This is a genomic window from Sapientia aquatica, from assembly GCF_004358105.1.
Classification (GTDB): domain Bacteria; phylum Pseudomonadota; class Gammaproteobacteria; order Burkholderiales; family Burkholderiaceae_D; genus Solimicrobium; species Solimicrobium aquaticum.
On the sequence record NZ_SMYL01000014.1, the window covers coordinates 1 to 17,050 of the forward strand.

Sequence of the window (17,050 nt, forward strand, 5' to 3'; positions counted from 1 at the left end):
CCGTCCATGGCTCTTGCATCCCCAGCAACGCCTGATACAAATCTTTGCTTTCCATCGCGCTCTCCGTTGGCTAAACCTGCGCGATAGCGTACTCTTAACCCACAGAAAAGTCTGAAGAACCAAAAATATTATCCGCCGCACCCGGATCAGCACCTTGGCCATTGTTTTCACAGCAGTTCACGTAGTTGATATTGGATGACTGTACGTTGTTGCGGGATAAGGTGGCGTAGTTATAACCATACGATTGCGAGTTCGCTTTAACACCGTCGTAAATGCGGGTGTATTCAAAATGGTTGTCATCGTTCAGATTGAAATCCAACTTAACCAAATAACGCAAGGTATCCGAACTACTTTGCCCCCATCCGCCCGGAGAAGTCGGATTCGCCGAAGTCGATCCCACATAACCTGAGCTGGAATGAGTATCTTGCACAGCGCCGAACAAAAACAATTTATCTTTAATCAGCGGGCCACCCAGATAAGCGGCCGATAAGTGCGAATCGGATGTGTTCGATTGGTTGTAGCGATACAGCTTGCCATCGGTGAGTGGATTGGCGCCGGTATTGGGGTAGTAAGTATCTAATGGCTTAGCCCGCAGCGATTCTGGCGTGTATTCGTATTTAGCACCAACTTCCCAGGTATTGGTTCCGCTCTTGGTTGTGATGTTCGAGACGCCACCGGTCGAATTACCAAATTCTGCGCCATAGCCGCCAGTTAAAATCTGGGCATTTTGAATCGCGCCAAAAGGCAAATCGGTAAAGCCGATTCCTGAGCGTCCATTCACTACCGGAAAGCCATTGATGTAATAAGCATTTTCCGACGCGCCAGCGCCACCAAAACTTGGCGCCGCCGAATAATTTCCGACCGAGGCATTCGTGCCGGGAGCCAGCAAAATAATGCTCCCTGTGCTTTGCCCCATCGGCAAATTATCCAATTGTTTGGCAGTAAACACCGCGCCATTATTGGTCGTCGAAACGTCCACTCCACGCGGCTTACTGGTAATTACAACGGTCTGAACTTTGTCCTTATTTTCAACGAATGAGGCTTCGACACCGCTACCAATGACCGCTTCCACTTCTAGCGTGGTTTCTTCTTTATCCGCATTCATTAGCCGGACTTTGTAGTGCCCCGGCGGCATTGAGGTAGCTTGGTATTTACCGGATGCGTCAGGCGTGATTTTACGTTCAGTACCAGTTCCCAAATTCTCTAAAATCACCGAATACTGGGACGCTGTCGAGACTGGAACTTGCCCATAAATCGTTCCGGTCGTATTCGATTGGGCGTAGCTAACAGTGGGCATTAGACTAACAAAAGCTGCCGTGCCAAAGACGACCGAAATAGCATGCGCTACGATATTCTTTTTAAATCCATTCGCTGTTTTCATCGTACTCTTTCATAAAATGTGAACGCCCTGCATCGCAAGCGCGTTATCACCACATCAAAAAATAAGTAAAAAGATCCCCCGCCAAGTGGAATAGAAATTTTTTCTATCTTGACTTGAACTAGGTCTAGATCGGTGAAGTAAAACGTGACTGCTGGCTGGGGTGGTATTCGGATAAAACACCGCAGCCAACATCGTTGGGTTGAGCGATTAGCTAGGCAACTCTTTCATTGATATCTCCCTTAAATTTTATTTTTGCTTGTAATGTGTCATGCACTGAATCATTTTTGATGATTGCTATCATCGATAAACCAACTGCTATTTTCTTCGACTACGCACTCGGTAAAGTGAAGCGCAACTCGACCAAGTGCTAAACCAACTTCGTTCATCATTTAACGCTATCGCCTTTAAATCCAATTAAGGACGCATTAGCCCAATTGGCGCAAACCGCTTTGCTGGACTTATCGAACGTCACTGTTTTAAGACTTAATGCGGTGATGCCGCGCACATCCAATTCTGGCTTCACAACAGCCGGCGCTTTGATTTCGCCACTGCTAAATAACAATTTACCGTCGCCCCACACTTGGAAAATCAAGCCACCCGCATCACGGCAGGCATCATCAATACCAACATCCGCACGGAAGGTTTGCCAATCGCCAGCCAACTTAAAGTCCGCTTGACTTGCCCCCATAACACCTATCCCTTTATGAAAGCGCAAACCGTTCATTTGCATTAAGTTTTCAGCGTTCGTTGGTTTAACTGGCTTCATAATTTTGGCGTGATCTTTGGCAAGCCCAGCCGACTTTGATAAGGCATCAGACAAATACACTTGTTGCTTGGCGCGATCCGGTTGTGGATATTCCAGGACATGAAATTCGGAAATCGTAATCGGCGAGACTGCGCTAGTTTGTTGTCCGTTATAAGCCGCATTGGCGCTCGAAACCGAGGACGCGGCTAACACCATAGGATCAATCGCGTTACCGTCATCGTCTTGATCCCAAGTGCTTAACACACGGAAGCGGAACAGGCGACCGGCTTTGGCAGGGAACTCGACTTTTTGCAGTTCTTCTTGCTTTTTAAGACTGCCTTTAAAGACTGGCGTACCCCAATCACCGTTGTTATCGCTCAGATACACTTCCACATCACGCGCTTGACCGTAGGCCCAATTTTTGTCGTTGCGCGGCGCGATCTCAAATCCGCTAATCATGCGTCGTTCACCCAAGGCCAAGGTAAATTCATGCGGACCGGTTTTTTGCGATTGATCCCGTACCGAGCGGAACCAGGTATCTGGCTTGCCATCGAAGGCGTTTTCCAACGGATGACCAGGTTCCTCTGCGGGGCGATTAAGCACAGTAATATTATCGGCTGGAATTGTATTGCCTAATTCTGGCGCGGCTGGATAGCCTGCCGTGGCGACGCTTCGGTCCGCTGCAGCACCGCTAAACGTAACGCTAAATTGGCGCTCAGTGGCGACATTCACTTTGGCAGTTTTAATGTGCAGCAAGCCGTATTTTTCAGCCGCATCAAAATACCAACCGGCAGCAGTTTGATCGAATTCTGCTTTGCTACTTAGTTGCGCCAAGGTCTGTTTATCCAAGCTAACCGAATCCGGCTTTGCTCGGCTATGCACTTGTAATTGATAAACGCGCTCAGCATCCATGCCTTTAAAGCTGCCTTGTGTCGCACCCAGCGTAATTAAGGTGGTGCGCGATGTTTTGGCTGCATCAACAGATTCATCCACGCTGATTGTTTGTTGGCTAAAACTACCCTTCTGATAGTCGCGTGTAACGCCGTCATCTTCGTACAAGTTAAAGTCCGAATGGCCTTGGGTTGGATAAATATCCAAGGTCAACACGTCTTTAGCAACCTGTCCGTCATACAACGCGGTCGGGTACATGGGAATAATTGCGCCAGCGCGCACTAGCACGGGCAATCTATCTAAGCTAACTTGGTAGTCGATCACTTTGCCTGAAGCTGGCGCATCCACCACGCGCCCATCCCAATAATCTATCCATTGCCCTTGCGGCAAATAAATGCCCTTACGCCAGCCTTTACTTGCCACTTGGCTGCGGAAAACCGGCGCCACTAAGAAATCTTTGCCTAAGAAAAATTGGTATTTAAAGGCTTCGTTATTGGCATTTGGATCGCTCGGATGATCCCACATCAGACCACGCACAATCGGCGCGCCGGTGTCTTCTGCCACTTTGGCGTAGGTGTACATATAAGGCATCAAGCGCATTTTGAGCTTGAGGTAATCGCGGTTGATACTGCGGTACGGCTCATCAAACCACCACGGATGTTTGCGCTCGTTTTTAGACCAGCCCGACATGCCCATCAACACCGGGGTGAACGTTTTCCATTGCAAATCGCGGGTGTAGGTTTCTGGGCTACCGCCAAAAATCCCATCCACATCACCGGTCGCATACGCTTGCCCTGATAAGCCTGAACCAATTAAGGTCGGAATATGCCAACGAATATAATCCCAGCTACCCGATTGATCGCCAGTCCACGTCACCGCGTAACGCTGCGTGCCAGCCCAACCCATTACCGTCCACACAAAAGGACGTGAATCGGAATTATCTAAAATACCCTGTGCGGCGGCCATGTTAGCGTCGAGCGAAAACTGGTAACCCTGCCCAGTCCATGCCACATCCAATTTTTGCGCCCGCGTGCCAGCTTGACCTACTTCCCACGCAATTTTGTCGGTGCCGCTTTCGGTCCATAAGCCAGTATGGAAACCGTATTTTTTTAAACCGGCGACCACATCTGGCAAATCGCTATAGCCGCATCCATAACCATCGTTCGGCAAAATCCAGCCACCGGGCATATCGTATTGACGGTATTTGGCGGCGACCGATTGGATGACGTCCGGTGTTTTACCCGTTGGGCCATCAGTCCAGCCAGTTGGCACGGTACCGGGCTTTTTAATATTGTCGCCATCGTTGTAGCAATCGGCGTCACCATATTCGTAGGCCCAACGCGGCAACATACGCGCGCGACCAGTTAAGTCGGTGTAACTGGCCAACACTTCTTTGATACTGTCGCCCACGAAGTAATAGGCGTCAAAGCGGTTTTCAATATGGCTGGTCGTGATGTAATCGTCGGAGCGGAAATCGTAGCTACCGTTGCTCCACGTATTGCGTAATACGCCATAGCCTTTGCTGCTCATGTAAAAAGGCGCGGGGCTTGGGCGGTCGCCTTCTTCCCAGCCGCCGGAATAAGACACTTCGAGCATTTTCCCTTTAAAGGCATACGCACCGTTTTGCTGACCGCCTCCAAAAAATACCTCGTCGGCCGAACTGCTCAACGATTGGAAGCTCGCTTTTTCGCTCAATTCCAAAGGTTGGGTTTCTTGCCATAACTGAGTTTTATTGTCGGCTTTGTACAAGGCCAAACGTAGCGGTTTCTTATAAATACGCAAGGCCATGCCACTGGTTTGCAGCAATTGATAGTCGCTGTGATCGCTTAACTGGTATTCGACTTTGGCATACGAATGCGGCACTACAATGGGCGCAGCTTTATCGCCCGACTCTATTAACTTCCCACCTACGCCAGCCCACACACGCAACAAATCTGGCTTCAACAAACTTAACTGCACCACGTTAGCGCTATCAGTCGTCAACTGAATTTGGCTAATTGCTTGGGCGGATAGTGCCTCGATCTTTTTGAGGTTACCAATCGGTGCGGCATGCGCTGATTGCGCGGCAAAACTGGCGCAGATTAAGGCCGCGATCAACGTTTTGCGTAACGATGAACTAACAGGTGAGTAGGAAGGTGCGGGCATTGGTGTCTCTTTTAATTAAACAGTGTGATGCGCTGGTCTAGGTTGAAATTGCTCTTGGTCGTTTGTTTTGGCGCGCTTTGCCTTAACGAAAACCAAGCAACATTTGCAGCATTTTTTTGACTGTAACTTTGTTGAATTTTTTATGACAGCGATTTTTATTGCAATGAGTCATCAAAAATTATTTAACGAATCAAGCCCGCCCTAGGCGAACTGAGGCGATTAACTCTTGACCTCATCCAACAACCATTGATGGAAAGCCTGAAAAGCCGGATTTTCCACCATGTCTGTTGCATAAATGAGAAAGTAATTCAGGCGCAGCGGGCTATCTAGATGAAACGGGCGCATCAAACGACCCGCCGCAATGTCGTATTCCACCAACAACGATTGCCCCAATGCGATTCCATGTCCGTCAATGGCGGCCTGCATTGCCATCAATGCCAAGGTAAATAACGGACCTTGCCGCGCATTGTTGTGCGCCACACCTAGCGCCGCGAACCACGCTTCCCAGCTCGGATAATCCGCATCGTTCATCGAGCGTATTTCGTGCAACAAGGTGTAGCGACTCAGGTCGGTGGGCGACTTTAAGTTCATGCCCAATTGCGGACTGCAGACCGGAAAGACTTCGGTACTGATAAACGATTCGATCTTGAAATCGGCAAATTGAGTGCGGCGAAAATCAATCGAAATATCGCAATTGGAATAATTACGGTCCTGTTCCGACACAATTTCCACCCGAATATGCGGATGCTTATTAATAAAGCGGTACAAGCGTGGCACTAACCATTTGGAGCCAAACGAGGGCGGCACGCCTACGCGCAATAAAACGTTATTCCCATTAAGCAGCATGTCGGTGGCTTGTTGAAAAATCTTAAAGCCTTCTTTGATGCGCGGAAAATACAACTCGCCCGCTTCCGTTAACGACAGCACATTGTTTTTCCGTTGGAACAGCTCTATCCCTAACTCGTCTTCGAGCAGCTTAATTTGATGACTCACCGCCGCGTTAGTGACGTGGAGTTCTTCGGCGGCACGAGTGAAATTGAGCCGCCTTGCAGCGACTTCAAATACTCGGAGCGAATTGAGCGAAGGCAGACGTCGGGCCATAGAAATCTCATCAAAAAATTGTAAGATATCAGAATCTCATTTAATAAAACTTAATGAGAAGTAAAATTTTACTCGCGGTCGGTGCCAACAAATTCAGGCATGATGTGCGCCATAGCACTCAATTAACGAATTTGTATTTTTTATATTACTTATCCGTGGATGACGCTAATGCAGCGGCGCATGAAGTATTGACCAACAACTTTCCTATATTTTTATTTAATGACGCCTAAAAATATAATCACTAGCAAGTCCCACATCGCTACATTAAGCTTCTAAAAAATTCATGGAGATGCGCCTCATCAACTCTTATTTGCGGAATACCTAGCCAACTTATCGGCACCTAAGCCCCTTAGCAATTCACAAACAACGATAAACAGAGACAGCGCAGCGCATCACCCAACAAAGCAACCATCAACGACTAACTATGACTTACATCCTAACTATCGACACCGGCACAACTAACACTCGCGTTAGCTTGTGGAACAACGCAACCGTCATTGCCCATTCGGCCAATGAGGTCGGCGTGCGCGATACCGCCATGAGCGGCAGTAAAGACAAACTAGAACAAGGTGTTAGGAAAACGATTTTAGATACGTTAGCCAAAGCCAACGTGACCGAAGACGAGATCGATTTGGTCTTGGGCTCGGGCATGATTAGCTCCAACGTTGGCCTATTCGAGCTACCCCATATTCCGGCCCCGGCTGGGCTGCAACAACTAGCACGTGGCATGGTCGCGGTTACCATTCCGACGGTGTTTTCCAAACCGATTTATCTCGTTCCTGGTGTGCGTAATGTGGTTGAAAATATTGGCCTACATAATTGCGAAGCAATGGACATGATGCGCGGTGAAGAAGTCGAAGTCATGGGCGTGATCGATCAACTCGGCATCACTGGCCCGGCAATGCTCATCATGCCCGGTTCACATTCTAAATTTGTCTGCATCGACGAAAAAAATAACATCCTTGGCTGCGTCACCACCTTGGCTGGTGAGCTGTTATATGTGATTACCCACAACACGATTTTGGCGAAATCATTGGACTCCGATTTTGCCGAATTCATTAATCCAGAAATGCTCTTGGCCGGCGCACAATCCGCGCAAACCATCGGCTTGGGTCGCACCTGCTTTAATGTACGCACCCTAGATCAATTCACCATTTATCAACGCAATGACCGCGCCAACTTCTTATTGGGCGCGATCTTAGGGGCCGATTTATTGACCCTGAAAAACAGCACAGCCATCAAGATGATGCCCGGCACGCCCGTCATTATTTGCGGCAAGCCGATAATGAAAGAAGCCTTGGCCTTGTTGATTAAAAACGATGACTACTTCTCCGGCAAAGTCACTGTGGTATCCAACGAAATGCAAGAACATTTGGCAGGCTACGGCGCGATCAAAGTCGCCACAGCTCGTGGATTGATTAAATAACGATCCGTGCATTCTGATAAAAATAAAACGCCCCATCGGAGACCACATGCCAGCCACGTTCAACAAAAATTCTGTCGCACGACTCGGAACACAATTCGTCGTCGCCCTCGCAGTTAGCTCGCTATATTTCAGTAGCGCCAGCGCCGAAACCGTGCGCATCGCCGTCGCGCATTACAGCGATCAAACCCTGCCTTATTTTCAGAAAATGGCAGCTGATTTTAATAAAGCGAATCCAACGATCACGATTAAAGTGGAAGAAATTAATTGGGATAATTTGCAGCAAAAACTGCAGACCGATATCGGCGGCGGCACCAATCCCGATTTATCGATAGTTGGCACCCGTTGGCTGCTCGATTTGGTCAAAGACGATGTACTAGAACCGCTGGACGGGCAAATGTCGCCAGCCTTTAAAGATAAATTTATCGGTAATTTTCTCAACGCGGGCAAGATTCAAAATCACTATTACGGCTTGCCAATCGCTGCCTCCGCACGCGGCCTGTTTTATAACAAAGCGCTGTTAAAAGACGCTGGCTTCCCAAACGGCCCGCAAACTTGGGACGATGTGTTTGCCGCGTCAAAAAAAATCAAAGCTAGTGGCAAATATGGCTTCGGCATTCAAGGCAAAGAAATCGAAACCGAAGTCTATTGGTTTTACAGTTTATGGGCGCAAGGCGGCGAAGTGCTCGATGCCAATGGCAAAGCGGTGTTTGATTCCAGCGCCGGAATTAAAGCCGCCACCATCTATAAAGACCTCATCGATCAAGGCCTAACCCAACCGGGCGTAACCAGTTACAGCCGTGAAGACGTGCAAAATTTATTCAAACAAGGCCGCCTAGGAATGGTAATCACCGCGCCTTTCTTAGTTAAACAAATCCAAAAAGAAAATCCTAGTTTGCAATTTGGCGTCGCCGCAGTACCGCGCGGCGTAGCTAGTGCGACCTTTGCCACCACCGATTCGTTAGTGATGTTTAAGAACTCCAAAGTAAAATCTGCGGCATGGAAATTTGCCGACTATTTATTCAGCAAAGCGCCGCGCGTCGCATTCACAAAAGGCGAAGGGGCGCTGCCGACCACCAAAGAAGAAGCCGCCGATCCTGCTTTTGCCGATCCGGTGACGCAAACTTTTATCGGCTTTTTACCAACAGCCAAATTCCCGCCTATCGTCGCGGGTTGGGAAGATTTATCCAAGTCGTTAAGTAATGCTCTGCAAGCGATTTATTTAGGCAAGGCCAAACCAGACGCAGCGCTGAAAGCCGCAGCAGCTAAAGCTAACCAAGCACTCAAAAAATAAGCGATGCCTAGCTCCCATTCCTCGTCGCGCTTTTCGCCTTGGCTTTTGATTTTGCCCAGCTTTGTGTTGGCCTTATTTATTGTTAGCTATCCGTTTTTTACCATTGTGTATCAGTCGCTGCATGACGTATCGCGTTTTGGCGTGGTACGTGAGTTTACCGGCACGGCTAACTTTGTGACGATTTTTACCGATCCGGTGTTTATGCAAACCTTGTATCGCACCTTGATTTGGACCGCCTGTGTCGTAGGCGGAACGATAGTCGTGGCGGTGCCAACTTCGTTAATTTTGTCGCAGGATTTTTATGGGCGCGGTATCGCTCGCGCCATCAGCATGTTGCCGTGGTCGATTTCCTTAACCATGACCGCCATTATTTGGCGCTGGGCCTTCAATACGGAATTTGGGATGATTAATTTGGGCTTGATGCAGCTTGGACTTATTCAAGAACCGGTGCAATGGCTGGCTGATCCTGAGTTGGCTTTTCCGGTCGAAATTTTGATTGGGGTTTTGGTCTCGGTGCCTTTTACTGTCACGATTTTTTTAGGTGGCTTATCGTCGGTGCCGCACGACATTTACGAAGCGGCGCGTATCGAAGGTGCAACCAACTGGCAGCAGTTCACCAAAATCACCTTGCCGTTGCTGCGCCCTTTTATCAATATCGCGCTGGTGTTAAATGTGATTTACGTTTTTAACTCGTTCCCAATTATTTGGGTAATGACCCAAGGTGGGCCGGACAATGGTACGCATATTTTGGTGACGTATTTATACGAATTAGCTTTCCGTCTTGGTCGCCCCGGCGAAGCAGCAGCGGTGTCCTTGGTGATGCTGGTGATGTTGTTTGCCTTTACCGCGATGTATATGCGGCTACAAGGCAAGGAGGAGGAACATGCCTAACGCTATCGCGCAGAACGCCGAGAAAACAGCCAAAATTCGGCGCAGCATTATTTGCTGGCTTGCGCTGTCACCACTCATCGTTGTGGTGTTGTTTCCCTTCGTTGTGATGTTGCTGACCGCGCTGAAGCCGCAAGCGGAAGTATTGAGTTACCCAACTCATTGGTTACCCAGTTATTTTGCGTGGCAAAATTTTGGCGATATGTGGGAGGCAACGCAGTTTGGCACGGCGTTAAAAAACAGCTTACTTCTCAGCTCGCTTTCGACTGTGTGTGGCGTGGCAATTAGTATTCCGGCGGCTTATGCGCTGGCACGCTTTCCATTTAAGGGCAAAGGATTGTATCGCCGCTTTTTACTCGCCACGCAAATGCTCTCACCTATTTTGTTGGTGATTGGTTTATTTAAATTGGCGGCTAGCATTCCTTATGGCTATGGCAATTTGGTCGATTCACACATTGGCGTGATAGCGACTTATACCGCGTTAAATACCGCGTTTTCGGTTTGGATGTTGCAGTCTTACTTCAGCACGATTGCACGCGATATGGAAGAAGCGGCGTGGCTGGAAGGTTGCGGTCGGGTGCGCGCGGTGTACCAGATTTTTCTGCCCTTGGCGCTTCCTGCAATTGTGGTCACCGCTATTTTTGCTTTCATCAATGCGTGGAATGAATTCGCGGTGGTGTACACCTTAATCCGCTCGCCAGAGAACAAACCACTTACGGTGCAAATCGTTGATTTAGTCGCGGGACGCTATTCGGTGGAATGGCATCAAGTGATGGCAGCAGCCTTGTTGGCCACCTTGCCGGTTGCGCTGCTGTTTTCGTGGTTACAAAAATATTTTGTGCAAGGGCTGTCTAGCGGCGGCGTTAAATAATATCTCCCTTTTTTAAAGAGTCTCGTCATGAGTAAACAAATTACCCGTTTTGGCAATATCCCCTCTGGCGCTGGCGGTCAGCGTCTGCCTTTTTCGCCTGCAGTACGCGCTGGTGACTTTGTATTCTGCTCTGGACAAGTCGCCATGAAAGAAAACGGCGAAGTCGAAGATGGCGGCATCGAAGCGCAAACACGCCGCACGTTTGAGAACGTAAAAAAAGTATTAAAGCTTGCCGATTGCACTTTAGAAGACGTTGTGAAAGTCACCGTTTGGCTAGACGACACGCGCGACTTTTGGACCTTCAATCGAATCTATATGGAATATTTTGGCGAAAATCCACCAGCCCGATCCTGCGTGCAATCAGCCATGATGGTGGATTGCAAAATTGAGATTGAAGTTACCGCCTATAAACCGCTCTAAGCTAATTAATTACTCGCCATGACCAAACCATATCGCTCACTGTACACCTACGCTTGGGACGTGCTCGACATCGGTGTGAATGCCTTTGTCGAACAGGCGTTAAGCCTGGGTATTAGCGATGTTTCGTTGGCGACGAGTTATCACGCCGGCAAATTCATTCGCCCACACGCTAAGCATGCGCCCAAAGTTATTTTTCCTGAGGATGGCGTGGTGTATTTTGATCCACAGCTGACTAGATATGGCGCAATCAAACCTCAAGCGCATAGCGACGCTGCGCTACGCCAAGTATTGCCAGATTTGATCGCCGATGGTCGGCTGCGCGTGCATGGCTGGACGGTGTTATTGCACAATAGTCGTCTTGGCAGCCAATATCCTCAATATTGCACGCACAACGTGTTCGGCGATGCTTATGTGTATAGCGTGTGTCCGATGCAAACAGCGGTGGCTGAATATGCGGTTGCATTATGCGCTGATTTAACTGCTCAACATCCGCTAGCAAGCATCATCTTAGAAACGCCGGGCTGGTTGCCGTTCGCACATGGATATCACCACGAGTTTGCACAGCTTGCCATGAGTCCCGCGATGGATAAGGCGCTTGGATTGTGTTTTTGCCGTGCGTGCCAAGCACAAGCGCAATCTCTGGGAATTGAAGTCGATGCCTTACAACGGCGGCTGCAACATCTCATCACCGACTTGTTCAATTCAGCGCCGAACAACGAGCAAACTCAGCAAGCCATTGAACTCGCATTTGAACAAGACCGCGATTTAATCGCCTACGTCAAAATGCGCCAGCAGTGTGTGACTGACTTGGTCAAAAGCATTCGCGCAGCAATTCCGACCAGCACCAAACTTGCTGTGATTCCTAGCGTGCAGCGTCCCAGTTCTTTGTGTTGGACTGAAGGCAGCGACTTAACTGCGCTGCTTAGCGAAGGCGCAGCCGACTATTTAGAAATTCCGTTTTATGAAGCCAATGCCGAATTAGTTCGCAACGACGCGGCATTTTGTTTGGCGCACGCCACGTCAGTCAACCAGCTGCGCGGCATCTTGCGCCCAGGTTTTCCTGATCTCAATAATGGCGCGGAGTTAGCCGATGCCTTGATCGGATTACAGCAAGCGGGTTTAACTGATTTTGCGTTCTACAACTACGGATTATTACCGCGCCAACAGCTCACGCACATGGCGAACTGTCTCAATCTTTTGAAAGCACCGACATGAAAAGAAACGTCTTAATTACCGGCGCTTGCGGTGGAATCGGGCGCGTATTGTGCCAACGTTTTATCGCGGCGGGCGACTTTGTGTATGCGCAAGATATCAATCGCGAACAATTGACAGAATTGGTCGCGGAGTTCAACGCCAGCGCACGCGTTTGCGCTGCAGTTGTGGCTGATCTCACCGATGCCAGCAGCTTCAATTCGGCCTTGGCAAAAGTGGTCGCGCAACATGGCACGGTCGATGTGCTGGTCGCCAATGCTGGCGCGGCACAGGCTTTAACGCTCAAGAGCACGACCGAGGATAGCTGGAAGCAAGACATGGATTTAAACCTCAACGGCACCTTCCACAGCGTTGAAGCGGTGCGTGCGGCAATGCAGGCCAAAGGCAAAGGCAACATCGTCATCATCGGATCGGTGAATGGTTTGTCCTCTTTTGGTCATCCGGCATACAGCGTTGCTAAAGCGGGATTAATTAGCTACACCAAAGCATTGGCGATGGAATTTGGCAAGTTTGGTATCCGCGCCAACATCGTTTGCCCGGGTACGGTAAAAACCCAAGCTTGGCAAGCGCGCGTTGACAAAAATCCGCAGGTTTTTGAGGAACTCAAAAAATGGTATCCGCTGGGCGACTTCGCCACCCCCAACGATATCGCTGATGCCGTGTTGTTCTTAGCTTCCGATGCAGCGCGAGTAATTACCGGCGTGGTGTTGCCAGTCGATGGCGGTTTGATGGCTGGTAATCGCGTGTTTGCGGCTGAGCTGACACAAGACGATATTTAATCCGTAATCCATCTCAAAAAATTAGTAAGGAAGTGCAATGGCGTCGGTGCAACTCAAACAAATTTATAAACAATACGAGCAAACTCCAGTCTTGCATGGCATCGACTTGCAGATCGAAGACGGTGAATTTATCGTTCTGGTCGGCCCATCTGGCTGCGGTAAAAGCACGCTCATGCGCATGGTAGCTGGCTTGGAAGATATTAGCGGCGGCGACTTTTATATTGACGGTGCACGCGCGAATGAACTGCCGCCGCAACAACGCAATATCGCAATGGTATTCCAGAGCTACGCGCTCTATCCGCATTTAACCGTGTATGAAAATATCGCGTTTGGCCCGCGCTTGCGCAAAGAACCGGAATCCAGCTTTAAACCGCGTATTGAAGCGGCAGCGGCCATGTTGAACCTAACTCCGTATTTGCAACGCCTACCAAAAGCGCTCTCTGGTGGACAACGGCAACGGGTTGCAATGGGGCGTGCTGTGGTGCGCGAGCCAGCGTTATTCTTATTTGACGAACCGCTATCGAACCTAGACGCTAAGCTGCGGGTGCAAATGCGGGCTGAAATCAAAGCGCTGCATCAACGTTTAAAAAATACCGTGATTTACGTCACGCATGATCAAATCGAGGCAATCACAATGGGCGACCGTATCGTCGTGATGAATGGTGGAAAAATTGAACAAGTCGGCAAACCGTTAGACATTTATGATCGTCCGGCTAATATCTTTGTCGCTAGTTTTATTGGCTCACCGAGCATGAATTTTATTGAAGGCACCGTGCAGCTCAAAGACAATAAAGAACTGCTCGTGACTGAACAAGGAATTGAAATTGAATTGCCGCTGTGCGAGCTGATCTTGGGTCAACAAATCACCATTGGAATTCGTCCTGAGCACATTGCACTGAGCAACCAATTGGAGAGCGGCATTGAACTCAGTTTGGATTTGATCGAACCCACTGGCGCAGAGACTTATTTATACGGAAAAATAGACCGCTTCGCTTGTTGCATCGCATTGCGTGAACGGCAAAACCTAGCGCCGCAAGACAAGATCAACGTGCAACTACCAAAACAGCACCTGCACATTTTTGATACCGTCAGCACACTGCGACTCAATTAATCGCACTAATTAAATCATTACGTAAAAAAGATTATGCTGAATTTAACTTCCCTCGCCGAGCAAATCCTGCCCACCGGCACTAAAGGCTTAGCGCTTAAGGCGCCAATCAAACAAACCGACATCGGCGCGCAGAACTGGAATGTTCTTAATGGCGATACCAGCTTTCCGGTTGCGGTATTGAAGCAAAGCGCTCTGCAACACAATGTGGAGTGGATGAAGCGATTTTGCGAAGCTAAAAATATCGTCTTGGCGCCGCACGGCAAAACCACGATGAGCCCGCAGATTTTCGACATGCAGTTAAGCAATGGCGCTTGGGGCATGACCTTGGCGACGGTGACTCAATTACATATCGCACATCGATTTGGCGTAAAGCGCGTATTGATCGCCAACCAATTGATTAATTTGGCCGACATTAAATCGGCGCTGCATTTGCTCAAGACTGATCCTGATTTTACTTTTTACGCAATCACCGACAATCTCGATAACGTCCAAACTTTAGCAAAAGCAGCCAAGGAAGAAGGACTTACGCGCCCGCTTCCACTAATGGTCGAGTTGGGCTTTAACGGCGGACGCACCGGATGCCGCAGCATTGCCCAAGCGATGACATTGGCACGCGCAATCCATGCCAGCCCCTATTTAAGCTTGGCGGGCATCGAAGGTTACGAAGGATTATTGGTTGGTAAAAATCGCACTGAAGATTTAATCAACGTGCATAACTTCATCCAGCAATTACGCGAGCTCACTAAACAAGCCGATCAAGAGCAGCTATTTGACGGCGGCTCGATTCTATTATCCGCGGGCGGGAGCGCCTACTTTGATTTGGTCGCCAATGGTTTCGCGGACGATCAACATTGGTCGCGTCCCTTGATTTCCATTCTGCGTAGCGGTTGCTATGTCACACACGATCATGGCTTTTACCATGGTTTGGTCGTCGAGATGCAAGATAGAGAGCCAGTCGGCTTGCTACCGGCATTAGAGGTCTGGAGTATGGTGCAATCGCGGCCAGAACCGGATTTGGCGATTCTAACGATGGGTAAGCGCGATGCGTCGTATGACATTGATTTGCCGCTGCCGATTTTTACCCACAAGCTTGGTTCGGGTGTGCAGCCAACGCCGCTACCGTCTGGTTTTAAGATCGAAAAAATGAACGACCAACATGCGTACTTACGTATTCCCAAAGACAGTGCTTTGTGCACTGAACTCAAGGTGGGCGATTTGGTTGCTTGCGGTATTTCGCACCCGTGCACGACCTTCGATAAATGGGCGCTGATGTTGATTGCCAACGACAACTACCAAGTTGTTTCCGCCATCAATACCTTTTTTTAAAGTTGAGCCAGCTCACTATGCAATTCGATATCGTCATCAGAAACGCCACCGTCATCGACGGCACTGGCAGCCCTGCCTATTTGGCTGATCTGGGTATTAGTAACAAGAAAATCGCCGCCTTGGCGCAGCCACAATCTAAATCGATCAACGGCGCTGTGATTATCGACGCAACCGGCTTAGTAGTGAGTCCAGGATTTATCGACGTACACACCCACGATGATCGGGAGCTAATCGATCATCCCGCCATGCTACCTAAATTGACACAAGGCGTGACCACGGTCATTACCGGTAATTGCGGCATCAGCTTAGCCCCGTGGAAAGCAGATCGCGAAGTGCCCGCGCCCTTAAATTTAATCGGCCAGCAAACCGACTATCGCTATGCCAGCGTCGCAGACTATTCGGCAGCAGTGCGCGCCGCCCAACCGGCGATTAATGTGGGCATGTTGATCGGCCATTCCACATTGCGCGTGAACGCGGTTAACGAGTTAACTCGCGGAGCCAATGAAGCTGAAATCGAAGCGATGCAAGCGCTGCTCGAAGAAGGCATGCAAGCCGGAGCGCTAGGATTTAGTTCCGGCTTGTTTTACCAAACCAGCAAAGCTGCCGATAATAACGAAGTCATCGCATTAGCCAAAGTCGCCGCGCAAGCAGGTGGCGTGTACACATCGCATATTCGCGATGAATACAACGGCGTGATGGCATCGTTAGCCGAAGCCTGCGACGCCGGTGTCGCTGCCAACTTGCCAGTAATCTTATCGCACCATAAATGCGCTGGCCCCGCCAATTGGGGCCGCACGACAGAGACGCTGGCCTATATCGAACAACGCCGCACACAACAAGCATTAGGGCTTGACGCCTATCCCTACACGGCAGGCTCGACCGTGCTCGACCCTGCTTATGTCGATGGCATCATCCGCATCATGGTGAGTTTTTCTAAACCGTTCCCTGACATGGCGGGGCGCGATTTAGCCGACATTGCTGCTGTGTGGAAGGTAGACCAACAAGAAGCAGCACGCCGTTTGCATCCGGCTGGCGCGGTGTATTTTCAAATGCGCGAAGACGATGTGCAGCGCGTATTGAGCTACCCGCACACGATGATAGGCTCGGACGGATTACCGCACGATAGCCATCCGCACCCGCGTTTATGGGGCGCATTCCCGCGCGTGCTTGGTCATTATTGCCGCGACGAGCGTTTGTTTAACTTAGCAGATGCGGTACACAAAATGACGGGACTGTCGGCGAAAAATTTTGGCATCAAAAAGCGCGGTCAAATTGATTTGGGTTACTGGGCGGACTTAGTTATTTTTGATCCTACTACTATCTCAGATCAGGCCACTTTTGCCCAACCTAAAGTGGCGGCTAAAGGCATACATTGGGTGCTGGTCAATGGTGAAATTGCGCTAGATAATTCCGGCCCAACCAAGACACGCAACGGACAAGTTTTGCATCGTCAAAACGATTAA

13 protein-coding genes are annotated in these 17,050 nt (G+C 49.4%); 10 read left to right on the plus strand and 3 right to left on the minus strand.

All coding sequences use genetic code 11. From position 1 onward, the window contains the following. Nucleotides 1–94: 94 nt before the first annotated feature. The 3 genes from E2I14_RS17375 to gcvA all read right to left on the minus strand — a co-directional run bounded on the left by E2I14_RS17375 (nucleotide 95) and on the right by gcvA (nucleotide 6,263). Nucleotides 95–1,381: a TonB-dependent receptor gene (locus E2I14_RS17375; RefSeq protein ID WP_133330886.1), complete on the minus strand. Its 1,287-nt coding sequence runs from the start codon at nucleotides 1,379–1,381 to the stop codon at nucleotides 95–97. 385 nt (nucleotides 1,382–1,766) lie between these two features. Next, nucleotides 1,767–5,162, minus strand: coding sequence for a TIM-barrel domain-containing protein (locus E2I14_RS17380; RefSeq protein ID WP_133330888.1), 3,396 nt, complete (start codon nucleotides 5,160–5,162; stop codon nucleotides 1,767–1,769). 219 nt (nucleotides 5,163–5,381) lie between these two features. Then, a complete protein-coding gene (gene gcvA, locus E2I14_RS17385; protein WP_133330890.1) occupies nucleotides 5,382–6,263 on the minus strand; it encodes a transcriptional regulator GcvA in 882 nt (293 codons plus the stop codon). A gap of 424 nt (nucleotides 6,264–6,687) precedes the next feature. Here gcvA and E2I14_RS17390 point away from each other — a divergent pair, with 424 nt between their 5' ends. Genes E2I14_RS17390 through E2I14_RS17435 form a run of 10 tightly spaced genes read left to right on the plus strand, consistent with a single transcriptional unit; the run spans nucleotide 6,688 to nucleotide 17,050 of the window. Beyond that, nucleotides 6,688–7,689: a 2-dehydro-3-deoxygalactonokinase gene (locus E2I14_RS17390; protein WP_133330892.1), complete on the plus strand. Its 1,002-nt coding sequence runs from the start codon at nucleotides 6,688–6,690 to the stop codon at nucleotides 7,687–7,689. A 46-nt stretch (nucleotides 7,690–7,735) separates the two neighbouring features. Continuing rightward, the gene (locus tag E2I14_RS17395; RefSeq protein WP_133330894.1) at nucleotides 7,736–8,980 is read left to right on the plus strand and encodes an ABC transporter substrate-binding protein; all 1,245 of its coding nucleotides are present in this window, start codon (nucleotides 7,736–7,738) and stop codon (nucleotides 8,978–8,980) included. Nucleotides 8,981–8,983: 3 nt separating this feature from the next. Beyond that, complete coding sequence (locus E2I14_RS17400; RefSeq protein ID WP_133330896.1) at nucleotides 8,984–9,871, plus strand: carbohydrate ABC transporter permease; 888 nt, start codon at nucleotides 8,984–8,986, stop codon at nucleotides 9,869–9,871. Then, nucleotides 9,864–10,739: a carbohydrate ABC transporter permease gene (locus E2I14_RS17405; RefSeq protein ID WP_133330898.1), complete on the plus strand. Its 876-nt coding sequence runs from the start codon at nucleotides 9,864–9,866 to the stop codon at nucleotides 10,737–10,739. Before E2I14_RS17400 ends, E2I14_RS17405 begins: the two co-directional genes overlap by 8 nt. 27 nt (nucleotides 10,740–10,766) lie before the next feature. Further along, the gene (locus tag E2I14_RS17410; protein ID WP_133330900.1) at nucleotides 10,767–11,159 is read left to right on the plus strand and encodes a RidA family protein; all 393 of its coding nucleotides are present in this window, start codon (nucleotides 10,767–10,769) and stop codon (nucleotides 11,157–11,159) included. Nucleotides 11,160–11,177: 18 nt separating this feature from the next. Further along, on the plus strand, nucleotides 11,178–12,374 hold the full coding sequence (locus E2I14_RS17415; protein WP_133330902.1) for a hypothetical protein: 1,197 nt from the start codon (nucleotides 11,178–11,180) through the stop codon (nucleotides 12,372–12,374). After that, on the plus strand, nucleotides 12,371–13,150 hold the full coding sequence (locus tag E2I14_RS17420; protein ID WP_133330904.1) for an SDR family oxidoreductase: 780 nt from the start codon (nucleotides 12,371–12,373) through the stop codon (nucleotides 13,148–13,150). The genes E2I14_RS17415 and E2I14_RS17420 overlap by 4 nt, the downstream gene beginning before the upstream one ends. A 37-nt stretch (nucleotides 13,151–13,187) precedes the next feature. Further along, the gene (locus tag E2I14_RS17425; RefSeq protein ID WP_133330906.1) at nucleotides 13,188–14,261 is read left to right on the plus strand and encodes an ABC transporter ATP-binding protein; all 1,074 of its coding nucleotides are present in this window, start codon (nucleotides 13,188–13,190) and stop codon (nucleotides 14,259–14,261) included. A 33-nt stretch (nucleotides 14,262–14,294) separates the two neighbouring features. Then, nucleotides 14,295–15,587 carry an amino acid deaminase gene (locus tag E2I14_RS17430; RefSeq protein WP_133330908.1) on the plus strand — a complete coding sequence of 431 codons (1,293 nt, stop codon included), beginning with the start codon at nucleotides 14,295–14,297 and terminating at the stop codon, nucleotides 15,585–15,587. Between the two features lie 17 nt (nucleotides 15,588–15,604). Continuing rightward, nucleotides 15,605–17,050: an N-acyl-D-amino-acid deacylase family protein gene (locus tag E2I14_RS17435; protein WP_133330910.1), complete on the plus strand. Its 1,446-nt coding sequence runs from the start codon at nucleotides 15,605–15,607 to the stop codon at nucleotides 17,048–17,050.

What these genes read in the sequence shown, in the direction of transcription:
- E2I14_RS17375 (WP_133330886.1), bottom strand. Translation starts at nt 1,381, where the DNA reads ATGAAAACAGCGAATGGATTTAAAAAGAATATCGTAGCGCATGCTATT.
- E2I14_RS17380 (WP_133330888.1), bottom strand. Translation starts at nt 5,162, where the DNA reads ATGCCCGCACCTTCCTACTCACCTGTTAGTTCATCGTTACGCAAAACG.
- gcvA (WP_133330890.1), bottom strand. Translation starts at nt 6,263, where the DNA reads ATGGCCCGACGTCTGCCTTCGCTCAATTCGCTCCGAGTATTTGAAGTC.
- E2I14_RS17390 (WP_133330892.1), top strand. Translation starts at nt 6,688, where the DNA reads ATGACTTACATCCTAACTATCGACACCGGCACAACTAACACTCGCGTT.
- E2I14_RS17395 (WP_133330894.1), top strand. Translation starts at nt 7,736, where the DNA reads ATGCCAGCCACGTTCAACAAAAATTCTGTCGCACGACTCGGAACACAA.
- E2I14_RS17400 (WP_133330896.1), top strand. Translation starts at nt 8,984, where the DNA reads ATGCCTAGCTCCCATTCCTCGTCGCGCTTTTCGCCTTGGCTTTTGATT.
- E2I14_RS17405 (WP_133330898.1), top strand. Translation starts at nt 9,864, where the DNA reads ATGCCTAACGCTATCGCGCAGAACGCCGAGAAAACAGCCAAAATTCGG.
- E2I14_RS17410 (WP_133330900.1), top strand. Translation starts at nt 10,767, where the DNA reads ATGAGTAAACAAATTACCCGTTTTGGCAATATCCCCTCTGGCGCTGGC.
- E2I14_RS17415 (WP_133330902.1), top strand. Translation starts at nt 11,178, where the DNA reads ATGACCAAACCATATCGCTCACTGTACACCTACGCTTGGGACGTGCTC.
- E2I14_RS17420 (WP_133330904.1), top strand. Translation starts at nt 12,371, where the DNA reads ATGAAAAGAAACGTCTTAATTACCGGCGCTTGCGGTGGAATCGGGCGC.
- E2I14_RS17425 (WP_133330906.1), top strand. Translation starts at nt 13,188, where the DNA reads ATGGCGTCGGTGCAACTCAAACAAATTTATAAACAATACGAGCAAACT.
- E2I14_RS17430 (WP_133330908.1), top strand. Translation starts at nt 14,295, where the DNA reads ATGCTGAATTTAACTTCCCTCGCCGAGCAAATCCTGCCCACCGGCACT.
- E2I14_RS17435 (WP_133330910.1), top strand. Translation starts at nt 15,605, where the DNA reads ATGCAATTCGATATCGTCATCAGAAACGCCACCGTCATCGACGGCACT.